Source organism: Ruegeria sp. BHSC043 (assembly GCF_059612985.1).
On record NZ_JBXWRS010000001.1, the window covers coordinates 309,420 to 330,505 of the forward strand.

The window sequence follows — 21,086 nt, forward strand, 5'->3', positions numbered from 1 at the left end:
CCTATGTCCGCAAAAACCCAACGCACCCGCGAGATCTGCGGATTGGCGCCCATCGTCCCGGTTCTGGTCGTCGATGACGCCGCGCATGCCCGCCCGCTGGCCGAGGCACTGGTGGCCGGTGGCTTGCCCGCGCTCGAGGTGACCTTGCGCACGCCCGCCGCGCTGGACGCGATCCGCGCCATGGCGCAGGTGCCCGGCGGGGTCGTGGGGGCCGGCACACTGGTCACGCCCGAAGATGTCCGCGCCGCGAAAGAAGCCGGCGCGCAATTCGGCGTATCGCCCGGTGCTACTGATGCCCTGATCGCCGCCTGTGAGGCCGAGGGCCTGCCGCTGCTGCCCGGCGCGGCCACCGCGACCGAGGCGATGCGCCTGCTCGAGCAGGGCTATGACATGCTGAAATTCTTCCCGGCCGAAGCCTCGGGCGGGGCGCCTGCGCTCAAGGCGATCGGCGCGCCGCTGCCGCAGATCACCTTTTGCCCGACAGGCGGCGTTTCGCCCGCCAACGCGCGCGACTACCTGTCCCTGCCCAATGTGATCTGTGCGGGCGGCAGCTGGGTCGCGCCGAAACAGATGGTGGCGCAGGGCGAGTGGGCGGGGATCGAAGCCCTCGCGCGTGAGGCGGCCGCGCTGATGGATTGACCTCGCCTGACCCGGCGCTAGGGTGGGCGCCACAACAGGCAGGTTGATCCACATGACAGACAATATGTCCCTAGCCCAAGGGCGAAGTTATCTGGCCATTCCGGGCCCTTCCGTGATTCCGGACGCGGTGCTGCAGGCCATGCACCGCCCGTCGCCCAATATCTACGCCGGCGAGTTGGTCGAGATGATGCCCGACCTGACGGCCGACCTGCGCCGCGTGGCCCGTACCCGGCACGAGGTGGCGATCTACATCGCCAACGGCCACGGCGCGTGGGAGGCGGCACTGTCCAACGTTCTGGCGCCAGGGGAAACCGTGCTGGCTCCGGCTTCGGGGCGGTTCACCCATGGCTGGGCGGAAATGGCCGAGCGTCTGGGCGTGAAGGTCGACCTGATCGATTTCGGCCCTTCCAACCCGTGGGACATGGACCGGATTGCACAGACCCTGCGGGCTGATGCCAACCACCGGATAAAGGCGGTTCTGGCGGTTCATGTGGACACGTCCAGCTCGATCCGCAACGACATTCCGGCGCTGCGGGCGCTGCTGGACGATCTGAACCACCCGGCATTGCTGATGGCGGATTGCATCGCCTCGCTGGGCTGCGACCGTTTCGAGATGGATGACTGGGGCGTCGATGTCATGGTCACCGCCTGCCAGAAGGGGCTGATGACCCCGGCGGGCATGTCCTTCGTTTTCTTCAACGACCGGGCCAAGGCCAAACGGGCCGCGATGCCGCGGGTTTCGGGCTATTGGGACTGGCAGCCACGATCAGAGCCCGACTGGTTCTATCAGTATTTCGGCGGCACCGCGCCGACCCACCACCTGTTTGGTCTGCGCGCCGCCCTGGATCTGATCCATGCCGAAGGGATTGAGCAGGTCTGGGCCCGCCATGCGCGGCTGGCACAGGCCGTCTGGGCCGCCTGCGAGAGGTGGGCCGAGGGCGGGGCGCTGCACCTGAACGTTGGTGATCGCACGCATCGCAGTCATGCCGTCACCGCCCTGCGCCTGACCGAGGGTCGCGGCGCGCCTCTACGCAGCTATACCGAGCGGCATTTGGGCCTGACCTTGGGTATCGGGCTGGGCATGGCGGACGAGGACGCGTGTTTCCGGCTGGGCCACATGGGCCATCTGAACGGTCACATGGTCATGGGCCTGCTTGGCGGCATCGAAACCGCCATGGCCGCGTTGGAGATCCCGCGCGGGTCCGGCGCGCTCGAGGCTGCGGCGGCGGTTCTGGCGGGCTAGGCGTTGCGCGTTGCCGCCAGCGCCTGCGGCAGGGCGGCGGCAAAGGCGTTCAGGTCGGCTTCGGTGCCGCAACTGACGCGGATGCAGCGGTTCTGCGGGGCTGCAAATGGCATCCGCACGAAGATCCCTTGCGCCACCAGCGCCTCCAGCACCGCCTTGGCAAATGCTCCGTCGTGCCCACAGTCGATTGCCACGAAATTGGTGGCCGAGGGCAGCGGGCTCAGCCCGTTGTCACGCGCAATCGCTCCGATCCGGTCGCGGGCCGAGACTATCCGCGCCTGTACCTGCGTCAGCCAGTCTTGATCGTGCAGGGCGGCCAGCGCCCCGGCCTGCGCCATGCGGTTCATGCCGAAATGGTTGCGCACCTTGTTGAAGGCCGAGATCAACCCGGGCGCTCCGATCGCATAGCCGACCCGCGCGCCGGCCATGCCGTAAACCTTGGAAAAGGTGCGCATCCGGATCACGCGCGGATCATCCGCCGCGACCGGCGCGGCGGTGCCGTCAGGCGCACATTCCACGTAAGCCTCGTCCAAAACCAGCAGACAGCCGTCCGGCAGGGCGTCCAGCGCCGCGACGATGTCCGCGCCGCGGTGCCAGCTGCCCATCGGGTTGTCCGGGTTGGCCAGATAGACCAGCTTGGCCCCGACCTCGGCCGCCTTGGCGAACAGGGCGGCCGGGTCTTCGTGATCGTTGGCATAAGGCACCTTGTGGATCGACCCGCCATATCCCGCAACGTGGTAGTTGAAGGTCGGATAGGCCCCGTCCGAGGTCACGACCGCATCGCCCGGACCGACCATCAGGCGCACCAGATAGCCCAGCAGCCCGTCGATGCCTTCGCCGACCACGATGTTGTCGGGGTTGAACCCGTGGTGATCGGCCAGCGCATGGCGCAGATCGTGGTTCTCGGGGTCGCCATACATCCAGATGCCGTCAGCGGCCTGACGCATCGCCTCGATCGCGCGGGGCGAGGGGCCGAACACGCTCTCGTTCGCGCCCAGCCGGGCCACGAAGGGCGCACCGCGCTGGCGCTCCTGCGTCTCGGGGCCGACGAAGGGCACGGTTGCAGGCAGGGATTGGGCAAGCGGGGTGTATCTGGGTCCGGTCATGGGCGCAGATAATCCCAAGGGCATGGCCGGGGCAAGCCTTGCATGGGGCCGGGGCGTCCGCACTGATCTGCCCTCACGTCGGGCTGGCGTCGGCTGCGGGTTTCGGGGCATGGTTTGCCCGGAACATCAAACCCGGAGGCCCAGATGGCGCGCGTATCAGTCGAATACAGGAACCACATCGCCCATGTCACCCTGACCCGCGGCGACAAGATGAACGCGCTGGATGATGCGATGATCAAGGCGATCCTGGCAGCGGGGCAAGAGGTCGCCGCCTCGGACGCCCGTGCCGTGGTGCTGTCGGGCGAGGGCAAAAGCTTCTGCGCGGGGCTCGACATGGCCAGTTTCGCGACCATGGCGCACAAGGACCCGACCGAGTGGCTGATGACCCGCAGCCATGACGATGCGAATGAGATGCAGGAACTGGCGCTGGTCTGGCGCCGCGTGCCGGTGCCGGTGATCTGCGCCATTCAGGGCGTGGCTTATGGTGGTGGCCTGCAGATCGCGCTGGGCGCCGATATCCGCATTGCCCATCCCGACGCCAAGCTGGCCGTGATGGAGATGAAATGGGGCATTATCCCCGACATGGGCGGCATGGTCCTGTTGCCGAAACTGGTGCGGTCGGACGTGCTGCGCCTGCTGACCTACACCGCGCGGCCCATCGGTGCTGCACAAGCCGCCGATTGGGGGTTGGTCACCAGCCTGTCGGATGATCCGCTGACCGAAGCCATCGCACTGGCCGAGGATATTGCGGGCAAGAGCCCCTCGGCCATTCGCGCCGCGAAACGTCTGATCGAGGTGGCCGAATGCAAGTCGCGCGCCGAGGTTCTGCTGGCCGAATCCGCCGAACAGGTCGAATTGATCGGCAAACCCGACCAGATGGAAGTGGTGATGGCCCAGATGCAGGGCCGCAAGCCCGAGTTCAAATAGAGCTCGCGGGGCGCAGCCAGTTAGGCCTCAGCCCCGCAGGCGCGTCGTCACCCCATAGGCGATGCCGCCTGCCAGCAGACCCCAGACCGCCGCGCCCAGGCCGAACACGGTGATGCCCGAGGCGGTGATGGCAAAGGTCAGGATCGCGGCTTCGCGCTCGGCCGGAACCTCGAGTGCGGCGAAGGTGGCATTGGCCATGACCCCGATCAATGCCACGCCGGTCAACGTGCCCATCAGCATCGGATCGGCATGGGCGGCAAACCCGGTGATGGCCACAGCGAATACCCCGAACAGGCAATAGAACACCCCAGCCATGACCGCAGACCAAAAGCGCTGATCCCGGTCGGGGTGGCTGTCCTCGTTCGAACACATGGCGGCGGTGATGGCCGCGAGGCAGGTCGCAGGCGCGCCGAAGAAGGCCGACAGGATGCTGGCCCCACCCACGGCCGAGAACAGCCGTCCTGCGACCGGGGCATAGCCAAAGCTGCGCATGACCGCGATGCCGGGGATGTTCTGAGTGGCCATCGTGACCACGAATAGCGGCACCCCGATGCCAATCATCGACGGGACCGAGAAGGTGGGCGTGGTCCAGACCGGCGCGGCCAGCAGGTGGTCGGGGCGGACCGATGGGCCGTCAGAAAACAGAACGACGACCAGCGCGGCGGCCAGAACGGCGGTGGGGACCGCCAGCAGTCTGTGCACGCGTCCAGCGATGAACCAGGTCAGGATCACCGGCAGGGCCTGCCAGGGGATCTCGACCGCGGCCTTGAACGGGACGATGCACAGCGGCAGCAGCACCCCGCCCAGCATCGCCTGCGCCAAGGAGGTGGGAATGGCCGCGGCCAACCGCCCCACAGGGCGCCACAGCCCGGCCAACACGGTCAGCGCACCTGCAAACAGGAACGCGCCGGTGGCACCCGAGAATCCCGCAGCCGGCGCGGCCGAAACCGCCAGCAGCGCCGCACCGGGCGTGGACCAGGCTACGCTGATCGGTTGGCGGTACCACAAGCTGAGCAGGATGGCAGCCAGCCCCATGGCAAGGGCGGCCATCATCAGCCCCGATGCCGCCTGCGGCCCCGAGGCACCCATGGCGTCCAGTCCCTGCAGGACAATCGGAAACGAACTGAAAAAGCCGACTATGGCCACGACCAGCCCGGTTGAAACGGTCTGCATCGGGGGAAAGGGTCTGGACATGGGGCCCTCGGTGGATTGGTCCCGAGATTGCTAGCAACCGTTTGGCCCGGTGAACAGGGGTGGGTGGAAAAAACCCCGCCGGGCGTGTGCGGCGGGGTTTCTTCGAGCGAGTGCGGGGGCTGACGGATCAGGCGATCTCGGCCAGTCGGGCCAGCGCTTCGTTGATGCGGGCCTCTTCCTCTTCGCGGGCGGCTAGGTTGGCCTTGGCCTCTTCCACCACCTCTTCCGGGGCCGAGGCCACGAATTTGGGGTTGTTGAGACGCCCGCGCAGACCGCCCAGTTCCTTGGCCAGTTTGCCCTTGGCTTTTTCCAGCCGTTCCTTTTCGGCGCCGATGTCGATGATGTCGGCCAGCGGCAGGCCAAAGGACGCGCCGGGCGCCGCGATCGAGATCGTGCCCTTGGGCAGCGTATCGGCCTTGGTCAGGCTGTCGATCCGACCCAGCCGCTTGATCAGCGCCTCGTTCCGGTCCCAGGCGGCTTGGCCGTGGGCGTCGATCTCGGTTACCAGCATCGGAACGTACAGGCCCGCCGGAACGCGCATCTGGGCGCGGGCCGAGCGGGTGTTCTCGATCACCGAGATCACCCAGTTCATCTCGCGATCCGCGTCGGCATCGACCAGATCCGCGGCGGCATAGGTTGGCCAGTCGGCATGCACCAGCATCTTGGCGCGGGTGCCGGTCAGGCCCCACAGCTCTTCGGTGATGAAGGGCATGATCGGGTGCAACAGGATCAGGCACTGATCCAGAACCCAGCGCATGGTGGCGCGGGTCTCGGCCTGGGCCTCGGCATCGTCGCCCTGCAGCAGCGGTTTGGACAGTTCCACGTACCAGTCACAGACCTTGCCCCACACGAAGGCATAAAGCCCGTTGGCGGCATCGTTGAAGCGATAGCTCTCCAGCGCCGCGTCGACCTCTTCCCGCACGCGGGCGGTTTCGCCGATGATCCAGCGGTTCACGGCCGCCTTGGGCTGCAGGTCGGCCACGTCAAGTTGCGGCACGGCGTCGGTGAAGACCTCGTTCATCTCGGCAAACCGGACGGCGTTCCACAGCTTGGTGCCGAAGTTGCGATAGCCGGTGATGCGCTCGCGCGACAGTTTCAGCACGCCGCCGATGGCTGCCATCGAGGCGTTGGTAAAGCGCAGCGCGTCGGCGCCGAACTCGTCCACGATTTCCAGCGGGTCGATGACGTTGCCGGTGGTCTTGGACATCTTCTTGCCCTTCTCGTCGCGGACGAGCTGGTGCAGATAGACAGTGTGGAACGGGATTTCGTTCACCACGGCCAGCTGCATCATCATCATCCGGGCGACCCAGAAGAACAGGATGTCGAACCCGGTGATCAGGACATCGGTGGGGAAGTAGCGCTCCAACTCCTCGGTCTGTTCGGGCCAGCCCAGTGTGCCGATGGGCCACAGGCCGGACGAGAACCAGGTGTCCAGCACATCCGGGTCGCGCCAGACCGGATAGACCAGCTTGGTCGGATCGCGGTCGATCGCGTATTGCGCCAAGCTTTCGGCGAACCGGTGGATCGCCTCGTGCTTGTCGGCCACCTCGATCACCGTGGCGTGGCTGAGCGGGCTGGGAATGTCGGCATTGTCATCCAGGAACTTTCCGGTGACGTCCTCGAAGCTGGCGGCGCACTCCATGACCGCGCCCCGGTGCAGCATGCCGCCTTCGTTCAGCAGCCGGCCCAGTTCGACCAGGTCCAGCTCGCCGTCGTTTTCGTCATCCTTGAAATCCTCGGCCGACAGGTCCAGCCCGTACCAGACCGGAATCTGATGCCCCCACCACAGCTGGCGGCTGATGCACCAGGGCTCGATGTTCTCCAGCCAGTGGTAATAGGTCTTTTCGCCCGATTCCGGGATGATCTTGACCCGGTCGTCGCGCACCGCGTCCAGCGCGGGGCCCACGATCTTTGACGTCTCGACGAACCACTGGTCAGTCAGCATCGGCTCGATCACCACCTTCGAGCGGTCGCCGAAGGGCTGCATGATCGGTTTGCTTTCGACCAGCGGCACCAGCGCGTCGGCGCCCTCGGCATCGGGTTTCAGCGCGGTCGATCCCAGGCGCGGATCGTCCGCGCGGGTCATCACGGCCAGACCTTCGGCGGTGATTTCTTCGACCACCTTGGCGCGCGCCTCGAACCGGTCCAGGCCGCGCAGATGGTCGGGCACCAGGTTGATCGCGTCGATCTCGTTCTCGGTGAATTCGCGCCCACGCGCATATTGCTGGGCCTTGGCGGCTTCGTCCGCGTAGGGCGCGCCGTCGGCCCGCATGTGGCCGCGCGTGTCCATCAGGCGGTACATCGGGATTTTGCCGCGCTTGGCCACCTGATAATCGTTGAAGTCATGCGCGCCGGTGATCTTCACCGCGCCCGAGCCGAAATTCGGGTCGGGGTATTCGTCGGTGATGATCGGGATCTGGCGGCGATGCTCTTTCGGGCCCACCGGGATTTCGCACAGCTTGCCGACGATCGGCGCATAGCGTTCGTCCGACGGGTGCACCGCAACCGCGCCGTCGCCCAGCATGGTCTCGGGGCGGGTCGTGGCGATCGAGATATAGTCGCGCTCTTCCTCGAGGATGACGTTCCCGTCCTCGTCCTTTTCGACGTAGGTGTAGGTCTCGCCCCCGGCCAGCGGGTACTTGAAGTGCCACATATGGCCGGCGACCTCGATATTCTCGACCTCGAGGTCCGAGATCGCGGTCTCGAAATGCGGGTCCCAGTTGACCAGCCGCTTGCCGCGGTAGATCAGGCCCTTGTCGTACATGTCGACAAAGACCTTGATGACCGCGTCATGAAAGTTGGGGCTGTTTTCGTGGCCCGTGCGCGGGTCGCCGGCCGCGCCGGCCATGGTGAAGGCGTTGCGCGTCCAGTCGCACGAAGAGCCGAGGCGTTTCAGCTGCTCGATGATGGTGCCGCCGTACTGGCCCTTCCACTCCCAGACCTTGGCCAGGAACTCCTCGCGCGTGTAGTCGGTGCGCTTTTTGCCTTCCTCGGCCATCAGCTTCTTTTCGACCTGCATCTGGGTGGCGATGCCGGCGTGGTCCTGGCCGGGTTGCCACAGCGTGTCAAAACCGCGCATCCGGTGCCAGCGGGTCAGGATGTCCTGCAGGGTGTTGTTGAACGCGTGGCCCACATGCAGCGCGCCGGTCACGTTCGGCGGCGGGATCATGATGCAAAAGCTCTCGTCGCGCGACTTGTTCGCGCCTGCCTTGAAGGCTCCAGCCTCTTCCCAGGCCTTGTAGATCCGGGCCTCGGCCTCGGCCGCGTTGAATGTCTTGTCCATCGCCATCGGGTGCGTCCTGCGTCATCGATCTTGGGTCAGCGCCTGCAATAGCGAATGGCGGCGGGAAGGGAAAGGGCCAAGCACCCCGCGCACTGGACATCCGCCGCATCACGGCTAGGCTCGCGGTCTGAGGCAGCGAAAGGGGCGCGTCATGGAAAAGTTCGGCAAAAGCCAGCCGGTCACCCGGACCGAGGATCAGCGGTTCCTGACCGGGCAGGGGCGCTACATGGACGATACGGTACCACCCGGCGCACTGCACGCAGTGTTCTTTCGCAGCCCGGTGGCGCATGGCGACATCACCGGGCTTGACCTTGACGCCGCCCGCGCCGCGCCCGGCGTGCGGCTGGTGCTGACCATCGACGACCTGATCGCCGCCGGAATCGACCCGGTGCTGAGCGCCACGATCCTTGTCAACCGCGATTGCACCCGCGCCGCCAATCCCCCGCGCCACATGCTGGCCCGCGACCGGGTGCGCTTCGTCGGCGAGCCGGTGGCGATGGTCGTCGCCGAAACGCTGGCGCAGGCCCGCGACGCCGCCGAACTGATCTGGATGGACACCGCCGACCGCCCCGCCAAGCTGGACCTTGCGCCGGGCGGTGAGCCGCTGCACCCCGAGGCGCCCGACAACCGCGCCTTTGACTGGGCCGTGGGCGACGAGGCCGCGACCCAGGCCGCCTTTGACGCCGCCGCCCATGTCGTGTCGCTGCAGGTGGCCGACAACCGGGTGATCGTGAACTCGATCGAGCCGCGCGGCTGCAACGCGGTCTGGTCCGACGGGCGGCTGCATTTCAGCTATGGTGGGCAGGGTGTCTGGGGGATGAAGGCGCAGTTGGCCGACAAGCTGCGGCTGGACCCGCAGGCGGTCCATGTCACAACGCCCGACGTGGGCGGCGGGTTCGGCATGAAGGCGATGCCGTATCCCGAGTATTTCTCGGTCGCGGTAGCGGCGATGCAACTGGGCCAGCCCGTGCACTGGATGTCGGACCGGACCGAGGCGATGCTGTCCGACCACCACGGGCGCGACCTGACCTCGCTGGCCGAACTGGCCTTTGACGAGGATCTTCGCATCACGGCCTACCGGGTGCATAGCCGCTGCAACCTGGGCGCCTACAACAGCCATTTCGGCCAGGCGATCCAGACCAACCTGTTCAAATGCGTACTGCCTGGCGTCTATGACGTGCAGAAAACCTATTTACGGGTCGAGGGGTTCTATACCAACACAACCCAGGTCGACGCTTATCGCGGTGCCGGCCGCCCCGAGGCGATCTATGTGCTGGAACGCGCGATGGACCGCGCCGCGCGCGAGCTGGGCGTCGACCCTTGGGAGCTGCGCCGCCGCAATTTCATCAGGCCCGACGCCTTTCCCTATGTCTCGGCCACAGGTGAAACCTATGACGTGGGCGATTTCGACATGGTCCTGTCCCGCGCCGCCGAACAGACCGCCGGTTTCGCCGCGCGCAAGGCCGCCGACGCCGAACGCGGTCTGATCCGAGGGCAGGGGATTTGTTACTATATTGAAAGCATTCTGGGCGACCCTTCCGAAGGCGCAAAAGTCGAATTCTGTCAGGACGGAACCGTGAATCTTTATGTCGGGACGCAATCGAACGGGCAGGGGCACGAGACGGTCTATGCCCAGTTCCTGTCGGATCAGACGGGGATCCCGGCCGACCGGATCCGGGTCGTGCAGGGCGACAGCGACCGCATGGCGCAGGGCGGCGGCACCGGCGGGTCGCGCTCGGTCACGGTCCAAAGCGCGGCGACGCTGGTCACGATTGACCAGATGATTGCCGCATTCACGCCCTATCTGGCGGATAAAATGGGGGTCGAGGAAAGCGATGTGACCTTCGACCATGAAACCTTTCGCGCGCCGGGGTCGAACCTGACGCCCACGCTGATCGAAGCGGCTGAAATGGCCCGCGCGGATGGCCGCACCGACCTGCTGCAGCACGAGGCCCGCACGCGGCTAGAGGCGCGCAGCTATCCCAACGGCGCCCATGTCGCCGAGATCGTGATCGACCCGGAAACTGGCACAACATCGGTCGACCGCTATACGGTGGTCGATGATTTCGGCAACCTCATCAACCCCATGCTGGCCGAAGGCCAGGTGCATGGCGGGGTGGCGCAGGGTATCGGCCAGGCGCTGTGCGAACACGTTGTGCATGATGCCGAAGGGCAACTGCTGACGGCTACTTTCATGGACTACGCCTTGCCCCGCGCCGACGACCTGCCGATGATCAGGTTTACCTCGGCGCCGGTTCCGTCAACGGCCAACCCGATGGGAATGAAAGGCTGTGGCGAGGCAGGCACGGTCGGCGCATTGGCGGCCGTGGCAAACGCAGTTCAGGACGCGCTGTGGGATCACGGGGTGCGACAGGCGGACATGCCTTTTACACCTCGCAGGGTTTGGGAAATGCTGTCGGATGCAGTTGACGTGGATCGGTAGAAAACTCCTCGGATGGCTTGGCCGCCCGCTGCGGTCGGAACATTCCGGTGAAACGCGTCATCGCGAGCCGATCAGCCATGTCATCATCCTTGACGGCACCATGTCCACGCTGGAACCCGGCCGAGAAACGCATGCCGGCCTGACCTATCGGATGTGCCGCGAGATGGGCGGTAACGTCTCGGTGTTCTACGAAGGCGGTGTCCAGTGGGACAGCTGGAAATCCACGTTGGACGTGATGATGGGACGCGGGATCAACCGGCAGATTCGCCGGGCCTATGGCTATCTGGCGTCGCGCTACAAGCCGGGCGACCGGATTTACTTGATCGGGTATTCGCGCGGCGCCTATGGGGTGCGCAGCCTGGCGGGCGTGATCGACATGATCGGGCTGCTGCGCCCCGAACACGCGACCGAGCGCAACATCAAGCAGGCCTACCGCCACTATGAGAACAATCCGCGCGGCAAGGCCGCGCAGGATTTCCGGCGGCTTTATTGTCACGATGGTGTCGAGATCGAGATGATCGGCGTCTGGGACTCGGTCAAGGCACTGGGCCTGCGGCTGCCGCTGCTGTGGCGCCTGGCCGAAGAGCGCCACGCCTTCCATCATCACCATCTGGGGCAGGCGACCCGAAACGGCTATCACGCGCTGGCGCTGGATGAGACGCGCGAAGTGTTCACTCCGGTCCTGTGGCAGGACACCGCCGACTTCAAGGGCCGTGTCGAACAGGTCTGGTTCCGTGGCACCCATGGCGACGTGGGCGGGCAGCTCAGCGGGTTCGAGCCGGCGCGGCCGTTGGCCAACATTTCGCTGGTGTGGATGCTGGACAAGGCCGAATTGCACGGTTTGCCGCTGCCCGAGGGCTGGCGCAGCCGGTTTCCCACCGATCCGCACGCGCCATCGGTCGGCACCTGGCGCGGGTGGGGCAAGATCTTTCTGCTGCGCCGCCACCGGTTGGTCGGGCAGGACCCGTCGGAACGACTGCATGTCTCGGTATCACCCAACGAGCTGCCGAAATGGGTGCATCTGCCGGCCGGGCCGCATTCGCACCCCGCGCAATAGGTTTCAGTCGAAACTCGCCGGACTGGGCGCACAGCGATGCGCGTCAAAGGCGGCGTGGATATCCGCCTCGAGGTTGCGCACCTGCGAAAGGGCGGGCAGCGCATCGGGCGCGAAGTAGCCCGCATCGCTGGTTTCGGCGCCTGGCTGCGGCGCGGTGCCGGACTCTGGGTCGCACAGCAAGAACAGCTTGTAGAAATCGCGGGCATCCGCCGGGTAGGGGTGCCGCGCCTTGTGGCGCAGGGCGTACAGGCTGTGCGCCCTGACCTGCAGCCCGGCTTCCTCAAAGACCTCGCGTTCGATGTTCTCCGCCGGAGAGCTACCGATATCTGCAAACCCGCCCGGCATGGCCCACAACCCGTCGCTGCGCTCGCGCACCAGCAGGATGTGGCCGTTCTGGATCACGGCGCCGCGGATGTCGATGCTGGGGGTGGCGTATCCGCCTGCATGGGGCGGTATCAGCCCCTCGATCCGCGACACGGGCACCCGGCCCAGATCGGCCAGCATGGCGCGGGCGATACCGGCGATCTCGTCATAACGCTCGCGGTCGAAAGGGTCGGTGGTAAAGTGCTGGCCTGTCTCGGCCAGCGCCAACAATCGTTTGGCCTGCGCCAGCCAGATATCCTCCGTCGCGGTCGGATCCCGGCGCACCGGGTATTACCGACGCCGGTCGCGGCGCGCACTCATGGGTTGGAAGGCGACACCCACATGCGCCTCGCAATAGGGTTTGCCCGGCTCGGCCGGCAGACCGCAGAACCAGAAATCATCCGTGGCCGGATCGCCCACGGGCCATTTGCAGGTCTTCTCGGTCAGTTCCATCAGAGACAGCTTCTTGGCCTTCTTCTCAACCTCGTTGACCTTGGCAAGCGCCTCGGGGCTGATTTCATTGGCCGAGGGCTGCGGCGGCAGCGGCTGGCCGGCCGGAATGATCTGGCGGCGCGGCGGCGTGGCCGGTTTTGCCTCGGCGGCCGGTGCGGCTGCCGCGGGGCGGGCCGGCTCGGTCTTGGGGGCGGGTTTGGGCTTGGCTTCGGCCTTGGGCGCGGGGGCCGGTTTTTCCTTGGGCTCGGCCTTGGCGGGTGCGGCGCCGGTGGTCCGGTTCGACAGGCCCAGGCGATGGACCTTGCCGATCACCGCATTGCGGGTGACCCCGCCCAGTTCCTTGGCGATCTGGCTGGCCGACTGGCCTTCGCCCCACATTTTCTTGAGCAGTTCTACGCGCTCGTCTGTCCAGGACATGGGTAGCCTTTCAAAAGCGGGAAAGCGGCCTCGGTCACGGGCCGCCTTCGGAATTCGTCTCAGCGCCCTATTCTAATCACTGCGGGCCGAGTTACAAGCGGTCATCGAATCAGATTGGGGGCAGGAATGCAGAATCTCGCGGATCAGGACATGCGCCGTTTCGGAGCGGTCAACTGGATGGGGTTGTGGACACTGGCCCAGCGCGAAACCCTGCGCTTTCTGGCGGTCTGGACGCAGACCCTGCTGGCGCCGCTGGTCACTGCTGGCCTGTTCCTGCTGATCTTCAACATCGCTGTCGGCCCGGGGCGGCCGGATGTGATGGGCGTGCCCTTTCTGACCTTTCTGGCGCCCGGGATCATGATGATGACGGTGATTCAGAACGCCTTTGCCAACACTTCGTCCTCGATGGTGATCTCCAAAGTGCAGGGTAACATCGTGGACACGCTGATGCCGCCGCTGTCACCGCTCGAAATCCTGCTGGGCTATCTGGCGGGCGGCATTGCGCGGGGCGTGCTGATCGCGCTGGTCGTGGCCGCGGCCCTGGCGCTGGTGTTGGGGCTGGTGCCGGCGCATCCGCTGATCGCGCTGGCCTTCGTGGTGCTGGGCGGTGCGTTCATGGGCGGTCTGGGCCTGTTTGCGGGCATCTTCGCCAACAAGTTCGACCAGATGGCGGCCATCACCAACTTCATCGTCACCCCGCTGGCCTTCCTGTCGGGCACCTTCTACTCGGTCGAGGCGCTGCCGCCGCTGCTGAACCGCCTCAGCCATGCCAACCCAGTGTTCTACCTGATCGACGGGCTGCGGTTCGGGATGATCGGCGTGTCGGACAGTTCGCCGCTGCTGGGGCTGGCCGTCTGCGGCGGGGCCACGTTGGCCGTCTGTGCGGTGACTTGGCAGATGCTGCGCACGGGCTACCGGCTCAAGGCCTGACCCGCCGCGCCCGACCTTCGCGCCACACCAGGATCAGCGCTCCGGTCAGGATGATGCCCGACCCGGTCACGCTGACCGCATCCGGGATCACGTCGAACACCGCAAAATCGTACAGGCCCGCAAAGATTAGCGTGGCATAGCTGATCGGCGCCACGAACGAGGCATCGGCCCGCGCCATGCCGTTGACGAAACAGGCCTGCGCACAGGCCATCAGCACCCCGATCCCGACCAGCGCTGCCCATTGCGCGGACGCAGGCGGTGCCCAGACCGCCAGCACCGCGACCGTGGCGATAGTCACACCCATCGCGTTGTTGACCAGCAGGATCTGGATCGGCGCCTCGCGGCCCGACAGTTTCTTGATGAAGATCAGCTCCATTCCGATCACAGCCGCCGCACCCAGCGCCAGCAGGGCGGCGGGCTGAAAGCTTGCGGGCGTCGGGCGCAGCAAGATCAACGCGCCCGCCAACGCCACCGCTGCGGCCAGCCAGCGCCAGGGGCCGACGCCCTCTTTCAACAGCGGGATGGCCAGCACCATCGCGAATACCGGGTTCAGGAAAGATATCGCGGTGGCATCGGCAATCGGAATGTAGGCGACCGAGGCGAACATCAGCGAAATCCCCGCCCAGCCGAAACTGGTGCGGCCCAGATGCAGCCCCCAATGCGGTCGCCGCAGCCGGGGGCGCAATACCGCGACGGTGGCCGCAATTGCGACGAAGGCAAACAGGAACCGCCCGTGACTGATCTGCAGCGGATGCAGCGGCGGGCCCAGCGTATCTGTTCCCAGCGCCTTGGCCAGCAGCGTGGTGCCCGCGATGAAGGCGCTGGCGCAAAAGATCAGACCGGCGGCCAATGCCGGGTTGTGAGCCTTGGGCGTGAACATGGCCCAGCGGTGCGGCAGAGCGGCCCGAATGACAAGCCCCAAACGCCCACGGTTCCAACAAATTCAGCTGTCGTCGCGATTTCGGCTTTTCACATCGTGACGGTCCCGCTATACGAGCACCCATGATCAAAACCGTGCATATCCTGCCGCTCCGACGCCGACGCATCACCGCGTAACCGGCCCGTTTGATCCTGCGCGCGCGACCCAAATCCGCGCATCTCTCACCAAATCTGTTGACGAACCCGGTCTCAGTGTTTCAGTCACTGGGTTCAAGTTTTCCAAAAAGGATGATCCGATGATCCCGTCCGTTCTGCCGACCTACAATCGTGCTCCGCTGACCTTCGTTAAGGGCGAAGGCGCTTGGCTGACCGAGGCGGACGGCCGACGTTTCCTTGACCTGGGCGCGGGTATCGCTGTGAACGCGCTGGGCCATGCCCACCCGGCCCTGGTCAATGCCTTGACCGAGCAGGCGCATGCGCTGTGGCACGTGTCGAACCTGTACCAGATTCCGCAACAGCAGGCGCTGGCCGACAAGCTGGTGGATCTGACCTTCGCCGACACTGTGTTCTTCACCAATTCGGGCACCGAGTCCTGCGAACTGGCGGTCAAGATGGCCCGCAAGCATTTCCACGACAAGTGTCAGCCGGAAAAGGTCGAGATCATCACGTTCGAGGGGTCTTTCCACGGCCGGTCCTCGGCGGGCATCGCCGCGGCCGGGTCCGAGAAGATGACCAAGGGGTTCGGCCCGCTGCTGCCCGGGTTCGTACATGTCGCCTTCGGCGATCTGGACGGCGTGACCAACGCGATCAGCGACAAAACCGCCGCGATCATGATCGAGCCGATCCAGGGCGAGGGCGGTATCCGCCCCGTCCCCGATGTCGAGCTCAAGGCCCTGCGCCAGATCTGCGACGACAACGGGCTGCTGCTGATCCTTGACGAGGTGCAGTGCGGCGTCGGCCGCACCGGGAAACTCTTTGCCCATGAATGGGCGGGCATTACGCCCGACATCATGATGGTGGCCAAGGGCATCGGCGGGGGCTTTCCACTGGGTGCGGTGCTGGCCACCGAAGCGGCCGCCAGCGGCATGACCGCGGGCACCCATGGGTCGACCTATGGCGGCAACCCGCTGGGCTGCGCGGTGGGCTGCGCGGTTCTGGACCATGTGGCGACACCGGCCTTCCTGGACGGCGTCAACCGCAAGGCGGGGCTGTTGCGCCAAAAGCTCGAGGGCCTTGTCGCCGATCACCCCGACGTGTTCGAAGAGGTCCGCGGATCCGGCCTGATGCTGGGTTTGAAATGCAAGGCGCCCAACGCCGACGTGGTCACGGCCGGTTATGACAACGAAGTCATCACTGTGCCCGCGGCCGACAACGTGATCCGCCTGCTGCCGCCGCTGACCCTGACCGAGGATGACATTGCCCAGGCCCAGATCCGCCTCGAGAAAGCCGCCCGGCAGGTTCAAAGCCAACTCGCCTCGGCCTGACGCCCCCTATTCCCGAATGCGCCGGGGGCGACGCCCCCCGGCAACCGACAGTGAAAAAGCGAACCGACATGAACCATTTCCTTGATATCCACAAAACCGACGCCGCCGCGCTGCGGTCGATGATCGACCAAGCCGGCGCGATGAAGCAGGCCCGGTTGGGCCGTCCCAAGGCCGCACCCGACGACGAACAGCCGCTGGCCGGCCGCATGGTGGCGCTGATTTTCGAAAAACCCTCGACCCGGACCCGCGTTTCGTTCGATGTGGGCGTGCGCCAGATGGGCGGGCAAACCATGGTGCTGTCGGGCAAGGACATGCAGCTGGGCCATGGCGAGACTATCGCCGACACCGCCCGCGTGCTGTCGCGCTATGTCGACATGATCATGATCCGCACCTTCGACGAAACCATCCTGACCGAGATGGCCGAATACTCGGACGTGCCGGTGATCAATGGCCTGACCGACCGCACCCATCCTTGCCAGATCATGGCCGACGTGCTGACCTACGAGGAACACCGCGGCCCCATCGCCGGGAAAAAGGTGGTCTGGACGGGTGACGGCAACAATGTCTGTGCCTCGTTCCTGCACGCGGCGGGCCAGTTCGGTTTTGACCTGACCTTTACCGGCCCGGCCCAGTTCGACCCCGAGGAAGAGTTCATGGGTTTCGCCCGCCAGAAGGGCTCGAAAATCGTGATCGAGCGCGACCCATACAAGGCCGTCGAAGGCGCCGATCTTGTCGTGGCCGACACCTGGGTTTCGATGCACGACTCGCAGTCGGCCAAGGAGCGCCGCCACAACCTGCTGCGGCCCTATCAGGTCAACGCGGAACTCATGTCCCACGCCAAACCCGATGCGCTGTTCATGCACTGCCTGCCCGCCCACCGCGAGGAGGAAGCGACCTCCGAGGTGATGGACGGGCCGAACTCGGTGATCTTTGACGAGGCCGAAAACCGACTGCACGCGCAGAAGGCGGTGATGCGCTGGTGTTTGGGTGTCTGAAGCCCCTTAGAAATTCTATGGGAGCCGCTGGTTCTCTTTCAATTCTGGAGGCTCCCATGCCGCACGTCGTCCTGGAATTTTCAGCCGGGCTTGAGCAATCGCATGATTTTCAAGCCATATGCGAAGATCTCTATAAGGTCCTCGCCACGCATGAGGAATTTGACGCACCAACGCTCAAAATTCGCGCGATGCCGATCCCGTATTCCCACATCGGGACCGAGCCGCAGACGTTCATTCATGCCACTCTATTCCTGATGCAGGGCCGGGACGAGCCGACGCGAACCGAACTGAACGCAATCATTCTGGATTTTCTGGCCGCCGCTGCACCGGCGGTCGGCAGCATCACGGTGCGGGATGTAGAGATGAACCGCGCCACCTATGCAAAGCGCCTGGCGACCTGAGCTGCGCCTGCCGTCTAAACTCGCGGTTTCACGTCCCAGACCTGCAATCTGATCAAGGCCCCGACGCAGGCGAACAATACAAGCCCACACAATGCGGCCTTGGTGACGGTTTCCATTGCGCCCTCGATCAGCAGGGCATGTACGACGGTGCCTAGAATGGTCACCAGCGCAAGACTGGTATGGGCCAACCGCCAAAGGCGGAACCGCCATCCCAGCCGGCTGCGCAGCGCGGCCAGCGCCACGGCGGCGAACGCTGCCAACATGGCCACCACGCCCCAGGCCGAGAAAGGGGTAGGCGACCGGAAAAGCAGGGCATCCACCACATCCGGGGGGCTGGTGACCCACAGCCCGCCGACGTGCAGGACAATCATGGCGATCAGGGTGATCCCGACCCAGCGGTGCACCATTCGGCTGCTCATCGCCGTCAGCCCCGGCAACACGCGCGCGGCCAGCAGGGGCTGTACCAGAAGCAATCCCAACCCGATGATCCCGGCAAAGCCTGCTGCGATGTAGATCGGGCTGCGCCATGCCAGATACGGGCTGAACCCCGCCACCACCACAGGCACCGCAACGGCGGTGATCAGCGCCAACCAACCCGCGAGGACGCCCGGGCGTGGCACCTGGTTCAGACCGGTTGCAGAACGAAATGCGCGGCGAGGGTCTTGTCGCGCGCACTGGACATGATCGGGCGCAGGAACACGGTCTCGAATTCGCCGCTGTCATAGGCCAGATGTCCGTGCGGCTGACCAAAGGCGGGCACGATCTGCGGCATCTCCAGCCGGAATTCTCCGTTCGCATCGGTCAGGGTGGCGCCGTGGCTCTGAGGATCGCGCTCGTGGCCTTCGGTGGTATGCGCCCAGATCTGGATGCGCTGACCTGGCAGGGGCGCGCCGTCGCCGGCCCGCCGTACTGTGCCGGTCATCCAGAAGCCGCCGCCGCCGATCCGGTCGACGATCGGCGCGCCCGGGCGATAGTTGTTCGATCCGCCCCGCATCGACGGAGTGGGGGCCAGGCCCTCAGCCCGCGCGGGCAGGATCAGGCCGCTGCCGGCCGTGGCGACCAGTGCGGTACCGGCCACCAACATGGTTCTTCGGTTCAGTGAATCTCCGGGCATCTAAACCTCTCCTGTGCTGACCCGGCAGCTGTTCCAACCGCCACAGAGGAAGAATAGCACGATCGCGGCTCATTCCGAGCGTTCCGGGCAAAAACCGGCCAACCGGCGGACGAAAGCGCATGGAATGGACCAAGGCGGCAATAATCTTTGACGCCTGCGCCATTCGGGTGCGATCCTTTTCTTTGCGCCACCAAGGGGGGAAGCCGATGACAGATGCCAACCTGCTGACAAAGGATGAAATCGCCGCCTTCCGCTGCGATGGTGCGGTGGTGCTGCGCCAGAAATTCAGCGCAGACTGGCTTGAGTTGCTGCGCGCGGGCATTGACGCTGATCTGGAGACCCCGACCGAGAACTTCACCCGCCACACCAAGGACCCGGACGCGCCTGCCTATCTTGAGGATTACTGGGCCTGGAGCAAGATCCCCCAGTTCGAGGAATTCGTCCGCAACTCGCCCTGCGCGCCGATAGCTTCCGAATTGCTGGGCGCCGCGCCGATCAATCTGGTGATGGACAACTGGTTCCTGCGCGAGGCCGGATCGACCTCGCGCCCGCCATTCCATCAGGACCTGTCCTATTTCGATTTTGAAGGCTCGATGTGCGTGCTGTGGCTGCCGCTTGAACCGGTCAGCAAGAACAACGGGATCGCTTTCGTGCGCGGCTCGCACCTGTGGGACAAGCTGTTCATGCGGGTACGCTTTGCCGACGGGCACCCCAGTTACGAACCCACGCAGGTTGCAGGCCGCACCTATCACCCGCCACCAGACGTGAATGCCGATCCCGGCGCTTATGACCTGCTGCAATGGGACATGGATCTGGGCGACTGCATCTATTTCGACATGCGCACGCTGCACGGGGGGCTGTCCTCGGTCACGCCCACGGAAACCGTGCGCCGCTTCACCCTGCGCATGACCGGGCCGGACGGGGTGATCCGGTATCGCGGCGATTGGGCCAAGGAGGAGCGGGCGCAGTTTGAGGCCGCCGGCTATGCCGAGGGCGACCGGATCGCCGGCCCGTTCTTCCCGCAGCTCTGGCCCCGCGCACAGGGCTGATCCGGGCTGCAGCCTATCTGTGCGCAGATGCACTTTGTCCGCCGGTATTTTGCGCTAGATTGGCAAGAGTGAACATCCCGCCGCACTGGATTGGAGGCCGACATGAGCTGGAACCCCACCCACAGCCCCGAATGCGTCAGCGAAGGTTCGGCGCTGGAAACCCTGATCATCCCGCGCGCCCGCGATCTGGGCGGGTTCGAAGTGCGCCGCGCGCTGCCCTCGGTCAAGCGCCAGTTGGTGGGGCCCTTCATCTTTTTCGACCAGATGGGACCGGCCGAGTTCATCACCGATGGCGGCATCGACGTACGCCCGCATCCGCATATCGGGCTGGGCACCGTTACTTATCTGTACCAGGGCGAATTTGAACATCGCGACAGCCTCGGAACCCATCAGATGATCTATCCCGGCGAGGTCAACTGGATGGTCGCGGGCCGCGGCGTCACCCATTCCGAACGCACCAGCGCCGAAACCCGCGCCAAGCGGCACAGCCTGTTCGGCATCCAGACCTGGATCGCGCTGCCCGAAGCGCACGAAGACATGGCCCCCGATTTCGAACATCACAAGCAGGCCGCGTTGCCACATATCCAGGATGCCGGTGTCAGCGCCCGGCTGATCCTCGGCTCGGCCTATGGGGAAACCAGCCCGGTCACGATGCTGTCGGAAACCTTCTATCTGGACGTGCAACTGGACCCCGGCGCCGCCTTCCCGTTGCCCGACGATCACGAGGATCGGGGCGTCTACGTCACCCAAGGCTCGGTCGAGATCGCGGGTGACCGGTTCGAGGAAGGCCGCATGATGGTCTTCCGCCCGGGTGACCGCCTGTCGGTGACTGCCGGGCCGGCGGGGGCGCGGCTGATGCTGCTGGGCGGAGCCACGATGAATGAGGATCGGTATATCTGGTGGAACTTCGTTTCTTCCTCGAAGGACAAGATCGAAACGGCGATCCGCGAATGGAAATCCGCCGATTGGGCCAACGGCGCCTTCCACCTGCCGCCGGGGGACGAGGACGAGTTCATTCCGATTACCCCGGAACTGGAACGCACCAAGCCCCGGCGCGCGCGCTGAACGTCACGTCAGCGCCCGCCCGGCTTGCCTGCCCAAGGGATCCC

General features: G+C 65.5%; 19 protein-coding genes. 11 read left to right on the forward strand and 8 right to left on the reverse strand.

The window, feature by feature from the left end; all coding sequences use genetic code 11:
• The first annotated feature begins 3 nt into the window (after positions 1 to 3).
• Together eda and AC2FMM_RS01510 are read left to right on the forward strand one after the other, a co-directional pair.
• Positions 4 to 639 carry a bifunctional 4-hydroxy-2-oxoglutarate aldolase/2-dehydro-3-deoxy-phosphogluconate aldolase gene (gene eda / locus AC2FMM_RS01505; protein ID WP_496688450.1) on the forward strand — a complete coding sequence of 212 codons (636 nt, stop codon included), beginning with the start codon at positions 4 to 6 and terminating at the stop codon, positions 637 to 639.
• A 52-nt stretch (positions 640 to 691) separates the two neighbouring features.
• Positions 692 to 1,882, forward strand: coding sequence for a pyridoxal-phosphate-dependent aminotransferase family protein (locus AC2FMM_RS01510; protein ID WP_496795601.1), 1,191 nt, complete (start codon positions 692 to 694; stop codon positions 1,880 to 1,882).
• On the opposite strand, the gene AC2FMM_RS01515 is transcribed toward AC2FMM_RS01510, so the two are convergent.
• Positions 1,879 to 2,988 (reverse strand): pyridoxal phosphate-dependent aminotransferase, encoded by a 1,110-nt coding sequence (locus tag AC2FMM_RS01515; protein ID WP_496795602.1) that lies wholly within the window; start codon positions 2,986 to 2,988, stop codon positions 1,879 to 1,881. The two genes, AC2FMM_RS01510 and AC2FMM_RS01515, sit on opposite strands and share 4 nt — an antisense overlap.
• A gap of 144 nt (positions 2,989 to 3,132) precedes the next feature.
• On the opposite strand from AC2FMM_RS01515, the gene AC2FMM_RS01520 reads away from it, so the two are divergent.
• Entirely contained in the window at positions 3,133 to 3,915 is a 783-nt protein-coding gene (locus AC2FMM_RS01520) for a crotonase/enoyl-CoA hydratase family protein (RefSeq protein ID WP_496688455.1), read from the forward strand.
• 27 nt (positions 3,916 to 3,942) lie between these two features.
• On the opposite strand, the gene AC2FMM_RS01525 is transcribed toward AC2FMM_RS01520, so the two are convergent.
• Positions 3,943 to 5,088 carry a benzoate/H(+) symporter BenE family transporter gene (locus tag AC2FMM_RS01525; protein ID WP_496795603.1) on the reverse strand — a complete coding sequence of 382 codons (1,146 nt, stop codon included), beginning with the start codon at positions 5,086 to 5,088 and terminating at the stop codon, positions 3,943 to 3,945.
• A gap of 148 nt (positions 5,089 to 5,236) precedes the next feature.
• On the reverse strand, positions 5,237 to 8,398 hold the full coding sequence (locus tag AC2FMM_RS01530; RefSeq protein ID WP_496795604.1) for a valine--tRNA ligase: 3,162 nt from the start codon (positions 8,396 to 8,398) through the stop codon (positions 5,237 to 5,239).
• 145 nt (positions 8,399 to 8,543) lie between these two features.
• Here AC2FMM_RS01530 and AC2FMM_RS01535 point away from each other — a divergent pair, with 145 nt between their 5' ends.
• Positions 8,544 to 10,835 carry a xanthine dehydrogenase family protein molybdopterin-binding subunit gene (locus AC2FMM_RS01535; protein ID WP_496795605.1) on the forward strand — a complete coding sequence of 764 codons (2,292 nt, stop codon included), beginning with the start codon at positions 8,544 to 8,546 and terminating at the stop codon, positions 10,833 to 10,835.
• Positions 10,813 to 11,892, forward strand: coding sequence for a T6SS phospholipase effector Tle1-like catalytic domain-containing protein (locus AC2FMM_RS01540; protein WP_496713422.1), 1,080 nt, complete (start codon positions 10,813 to 10,815; stop codon positions 11,890 to 11,892). The genes AC2FMM_RS01535 and AC2FMM_RS01540 overlap by 23 nt, the downstream gene beginning before the upstream one ends.
• A gap of 3 nt (positions 11,893 to 11,895) precedes the next feature.
• Here AC2FMM_RS01540 and AC2FMM_RS01545 read toward each other — a convergent pair whose 3' ends face one another.
• Positions 11,896 to 12,540 (reverse strand): NUDIX hydrolase, encoded by a 645-nt coding sequence (locus tag AC2FMM_RS01545; protein ID WP_496795606.1) that lies wholly within the window; start codon positions 12,538 to 12,540, stop codon positions 11,896 to 11,898.
• 6 nt (positions 12,541 to 12,546) lie between these two features.
• On the reverse strand, positions 12,547 to 13,125 hold the full coding sequence (locus AC2FMM_RS01550; RefSeq protein WP_496688466.1) for a GcrA family cell cycle regulator: 579 nt from the start codon (positions 13,123 to 13,125) through the stop codon (positions 12,547 to 12,549).
• A gap of 126 nt (positions 13,126 to 13,251) precedes the next feature.
• Between AC2FMM_RS01550 and AC2FMM_RS01555 the strand changes: the two genes are divergently transcribed.
• Complete coding sequence (locus AC2FMM_RS01555; RefSeq protein ID WP_496684134.1) at positions 13,252 to 14,055, forward strand: ABC transporter permease; 804 nt, start codon at positions 13,252 to 13,254, stop codon at positions 14,053 to 14,055.
• Here the strand turns inward: AC2FMM_RS01555 and AC2FMM_RS01560 are convergent.
• Positions 14,045 to 14,935: a DMT family transporter gene (locus AC2FMM_RS01560; RefSeq protein WP_496795607.1), complete on the reverse strand. Its 891-nt coding sequence runs from the start codon at positions 14,933 to 14,935 to the stop codon at positions 14,045 to 14,047. The genes AC2FMM_RS01555 and AC2FMM_RS01560 overlap by 11 nt on opposite strands.
• A 295-nt stretch (positions 14,936 to 15,230) precedes the next feature.
• Between AC2FMM_RS01560 and AC2FMM_RS01565 the strand changes: the two genes are divergently transcribed.
• The 3 genes from AC2FMM_RS01565 to AC2FMM_RS01575 all read left to right on the forward strand — a co-directional run bounded on the left by AC2FMM_RS01565 (position 15,231) and on the right by AC2FMM_RS01575 (position 17,814).
• Complete coding sequence (locus AC2FMM_RS01565; RefSeq protein ID WP_496684128.1) at positions 15,231 to 16,418, forward strand: aspartate aminotransferase family protein; 1,188 nt, start codon at positions 15,231 to 15,233, stop codon at positions 16,416 to 16,418.
• Positions 16,419 to 16,486: 68 nt separating this feature from the next.
• The gene (gene argF, locus AC2FMM_RS01570) at positions 16,487 to 17,413 is read left to right on the forward strand and encodes an ornithine carbamoyltransferase (RefSeq protein WP_149775691.1); all 927 of its coding nucleotides are present in this window, start codon (positions 16,487 to 16,489) and stop codon (positions 17,411 to 17,413) included.
• Positions 17,414 to 17,469: 56 nt separating this feature from the next.
• A complete protein-coding gene (locus AC2FMM_RS01575; RefSeq protein WP_496795608.1) occupies positions 17,470 to 17,814 on the forward strand; it encodes a 5-carboxymethyl-2-hydroxymuconate Delta-isomerase in 345 nt (114 codons plus the stop codon).
• A 14-nt stretch (positions 17,815 to 17,828) separates the two neighbouring features.
• Here the strand turns inward: AC2FMM_RS01575 and AC2FMM_RS01580 are convergent, their stop codons facing one another.
• Together AC2FMM_RS01580 and AC2FMM_RS01585 are read right to left on the reverse strand one after the other, a co-directional pair.
• Positions 17,829 to 18,404, reverse strand: a complete 576-nt coding sequence (locus AC2FMM_RS01580; protein ID WP_496795609.1) for a ferric reductase-like transmembrane domain-containing protein — start codon at positions 18,402 to 18,404, stop codon at positions 17,829 to 17,831.
• Positions 18,405 to 18,439: 35 nt separating this feature from the next.
• Positions 18,440 to 18,928: a twin-arginine translocation pathway signal gene (locus AC2FMM_RS01585; RefSeq protein ID WP_496743177.1), complete on the reverse strand. Its 489-nt coding sequence runs from the start codon at positions 18,926 to 18,928 to the stop codon at positions 18,440 to 18,442.
• A 206-nt stretch (positions 18,929 to 19,134) separates the two neighbouring features.
• On the opposite strand from AC2FMM_RS01585, the gene AC2FMM_RS01590 reads away from it, so the two are divergent.
• On the forward strand, positions 19,135 to 19,977 hold the full coding sequence (locus AC2FMM_RS01590) for a phytanoyl-CoA dioxygenase family protein (protein ID WP_496795610.1): 843 nt from the start codon (positions 19,135 to 19,137) through the stop codon (positions 19,975 to 19,977).
• A gap of 102 nt (positions 19,978 to 20,079) precedes the next feature.
• The gene (locus AC2FMM_RS01595; protein WP_170417657.1) at positions 20,080 to 21,042 is read left to right on the forward strand and encodes a pirin family protein; all 963 of its coding nucleotides are present in this window, start codon (positions 20,080 to 20,082) and stop codon (positions 21,040 to 21,042) included.
• Positions 21,043 to 21,086 lie beyond the last annotated feature (44 nt).

Bases quoted from the DNA above. Each gene is read 5' to 3' on its own strand.
- AC2FMM_RS01530 (WP_496795604.1), bottom strand. From the start codon at position 8,398: ATGGCGATGGACAAGACATTCAACGCGGCCGAGGCCGAGGCCCGGATC.
- AC2FMM_RS01515 (WP_496795602.1), bottom strand. From the start codon at position 2,988: ATGACCGGACCCAGATACACCCCGCTTGCCCAATCCCTGCCTGCAACC.
- AC2FMM_RS01590 (WP_496795610.1), top strand. From the start codon at position 19,135: ATGACAGATGCCAACCTGCTGACAAAGGATGAAATCGCCGCCTTCCGC.
- AC2FMM_RS01585 (WP_496743177.1), bottom strand. From the start codon at position 18,928: ATGCCCGGAGATTCACTGAACCGAAGAACCATGTTGGTGGCCGGTACC.
- AC2FMM_RS01535 (WP_496795605.1), top strand. From the start codon at position 8,544: ATGGAAAAGTTCGGCAAAAGCCAGCCGGTCACCCGGACCGAGGATCAG.
- eda (WP_496688450.1), top strand. From the start codon at position 4: ATGTCCGCAAAAACCCAACGCACCCGCGAGATCTGCGGATTGGCGCCC.
- AC2FMM_RS01555 (WP_496684134.1), top strand. From the start codon at position 13,252: ATGCAGAATCTCGCGGATCAGGACATGCGCCGTTTCGGAGCGGTCAAC.
- AC2FMM_RS01525 (WP_496795603.1), bottom strand. From the start codon at position 5,088: ATGCAGACCGTTTCAACCGGGCTGGTCGTGGCCATAGTCGGCTTTTTC.
- AC2FMM_RS01595 (WP_170417657.1), top strand. From the start codon at position 20,080: ATGAGCTGGAACCCCACCCACAGCCCCGAATGCGTCAGCGAAGGTTCG.
- argF (WP_149775691.1), top strand. From the start codon at position 16,487: ATGAACCATTTCCTTGATATCCACAAAACCGACGCCGCCGCGCTGCGG.
- AC2FMM_RS01540 (WP_496713422.1), top strand. From the start codon at position 10,813: ATGCAGTTGACGTGGATCGGTAGAAAACTCCTCGGATGGCTTGGCCGC.
- AC2FMM_RS01565 (WP_496684128.1), top strand. From the start codon at position 15,231: ATGATCCCGTCCGTTCTGCCGACCTACAATCGTGCTCCGCTGACCTTC.
- AC2FMM_RS01575 (WP_496795608.1), top strand. From the start codon at position 17,470: ATGCCGCACGTCGTCCTGGAATTTTCAGCCGGGCTTGAGCAATCGCAT.
- AC2FMM_RS01550 (WP_496688466.1), bottom strand. From the start codon at position 13,125: ATGTCCTGGACAGACGAGCGCGTAGAACTGCTCAAGAAAATGTGGGGC.
- AC2FMM_RS01520 (WP_496688455.1), top strand. From the start codon at position 3,133: ATGGCGCGCGTATCAGTCGAATACAGGAACCACATCGCCCATGTCACC.
- AC2FMM_RS01510 (WP_496795601.1), top strand. From the start codon at position 692: ATGACAGACAATATGTCCCTAGCCCAAGGGCGAAGTTATCTGGCCATT.
- AC2FMM_RS01560 (WP_496795607.1), bottom strand. From the start codon at position 14,935: ATGTTCACGCCCAAGGCTCACAACCCGGCATTGGCCGCCGGTCTGATC.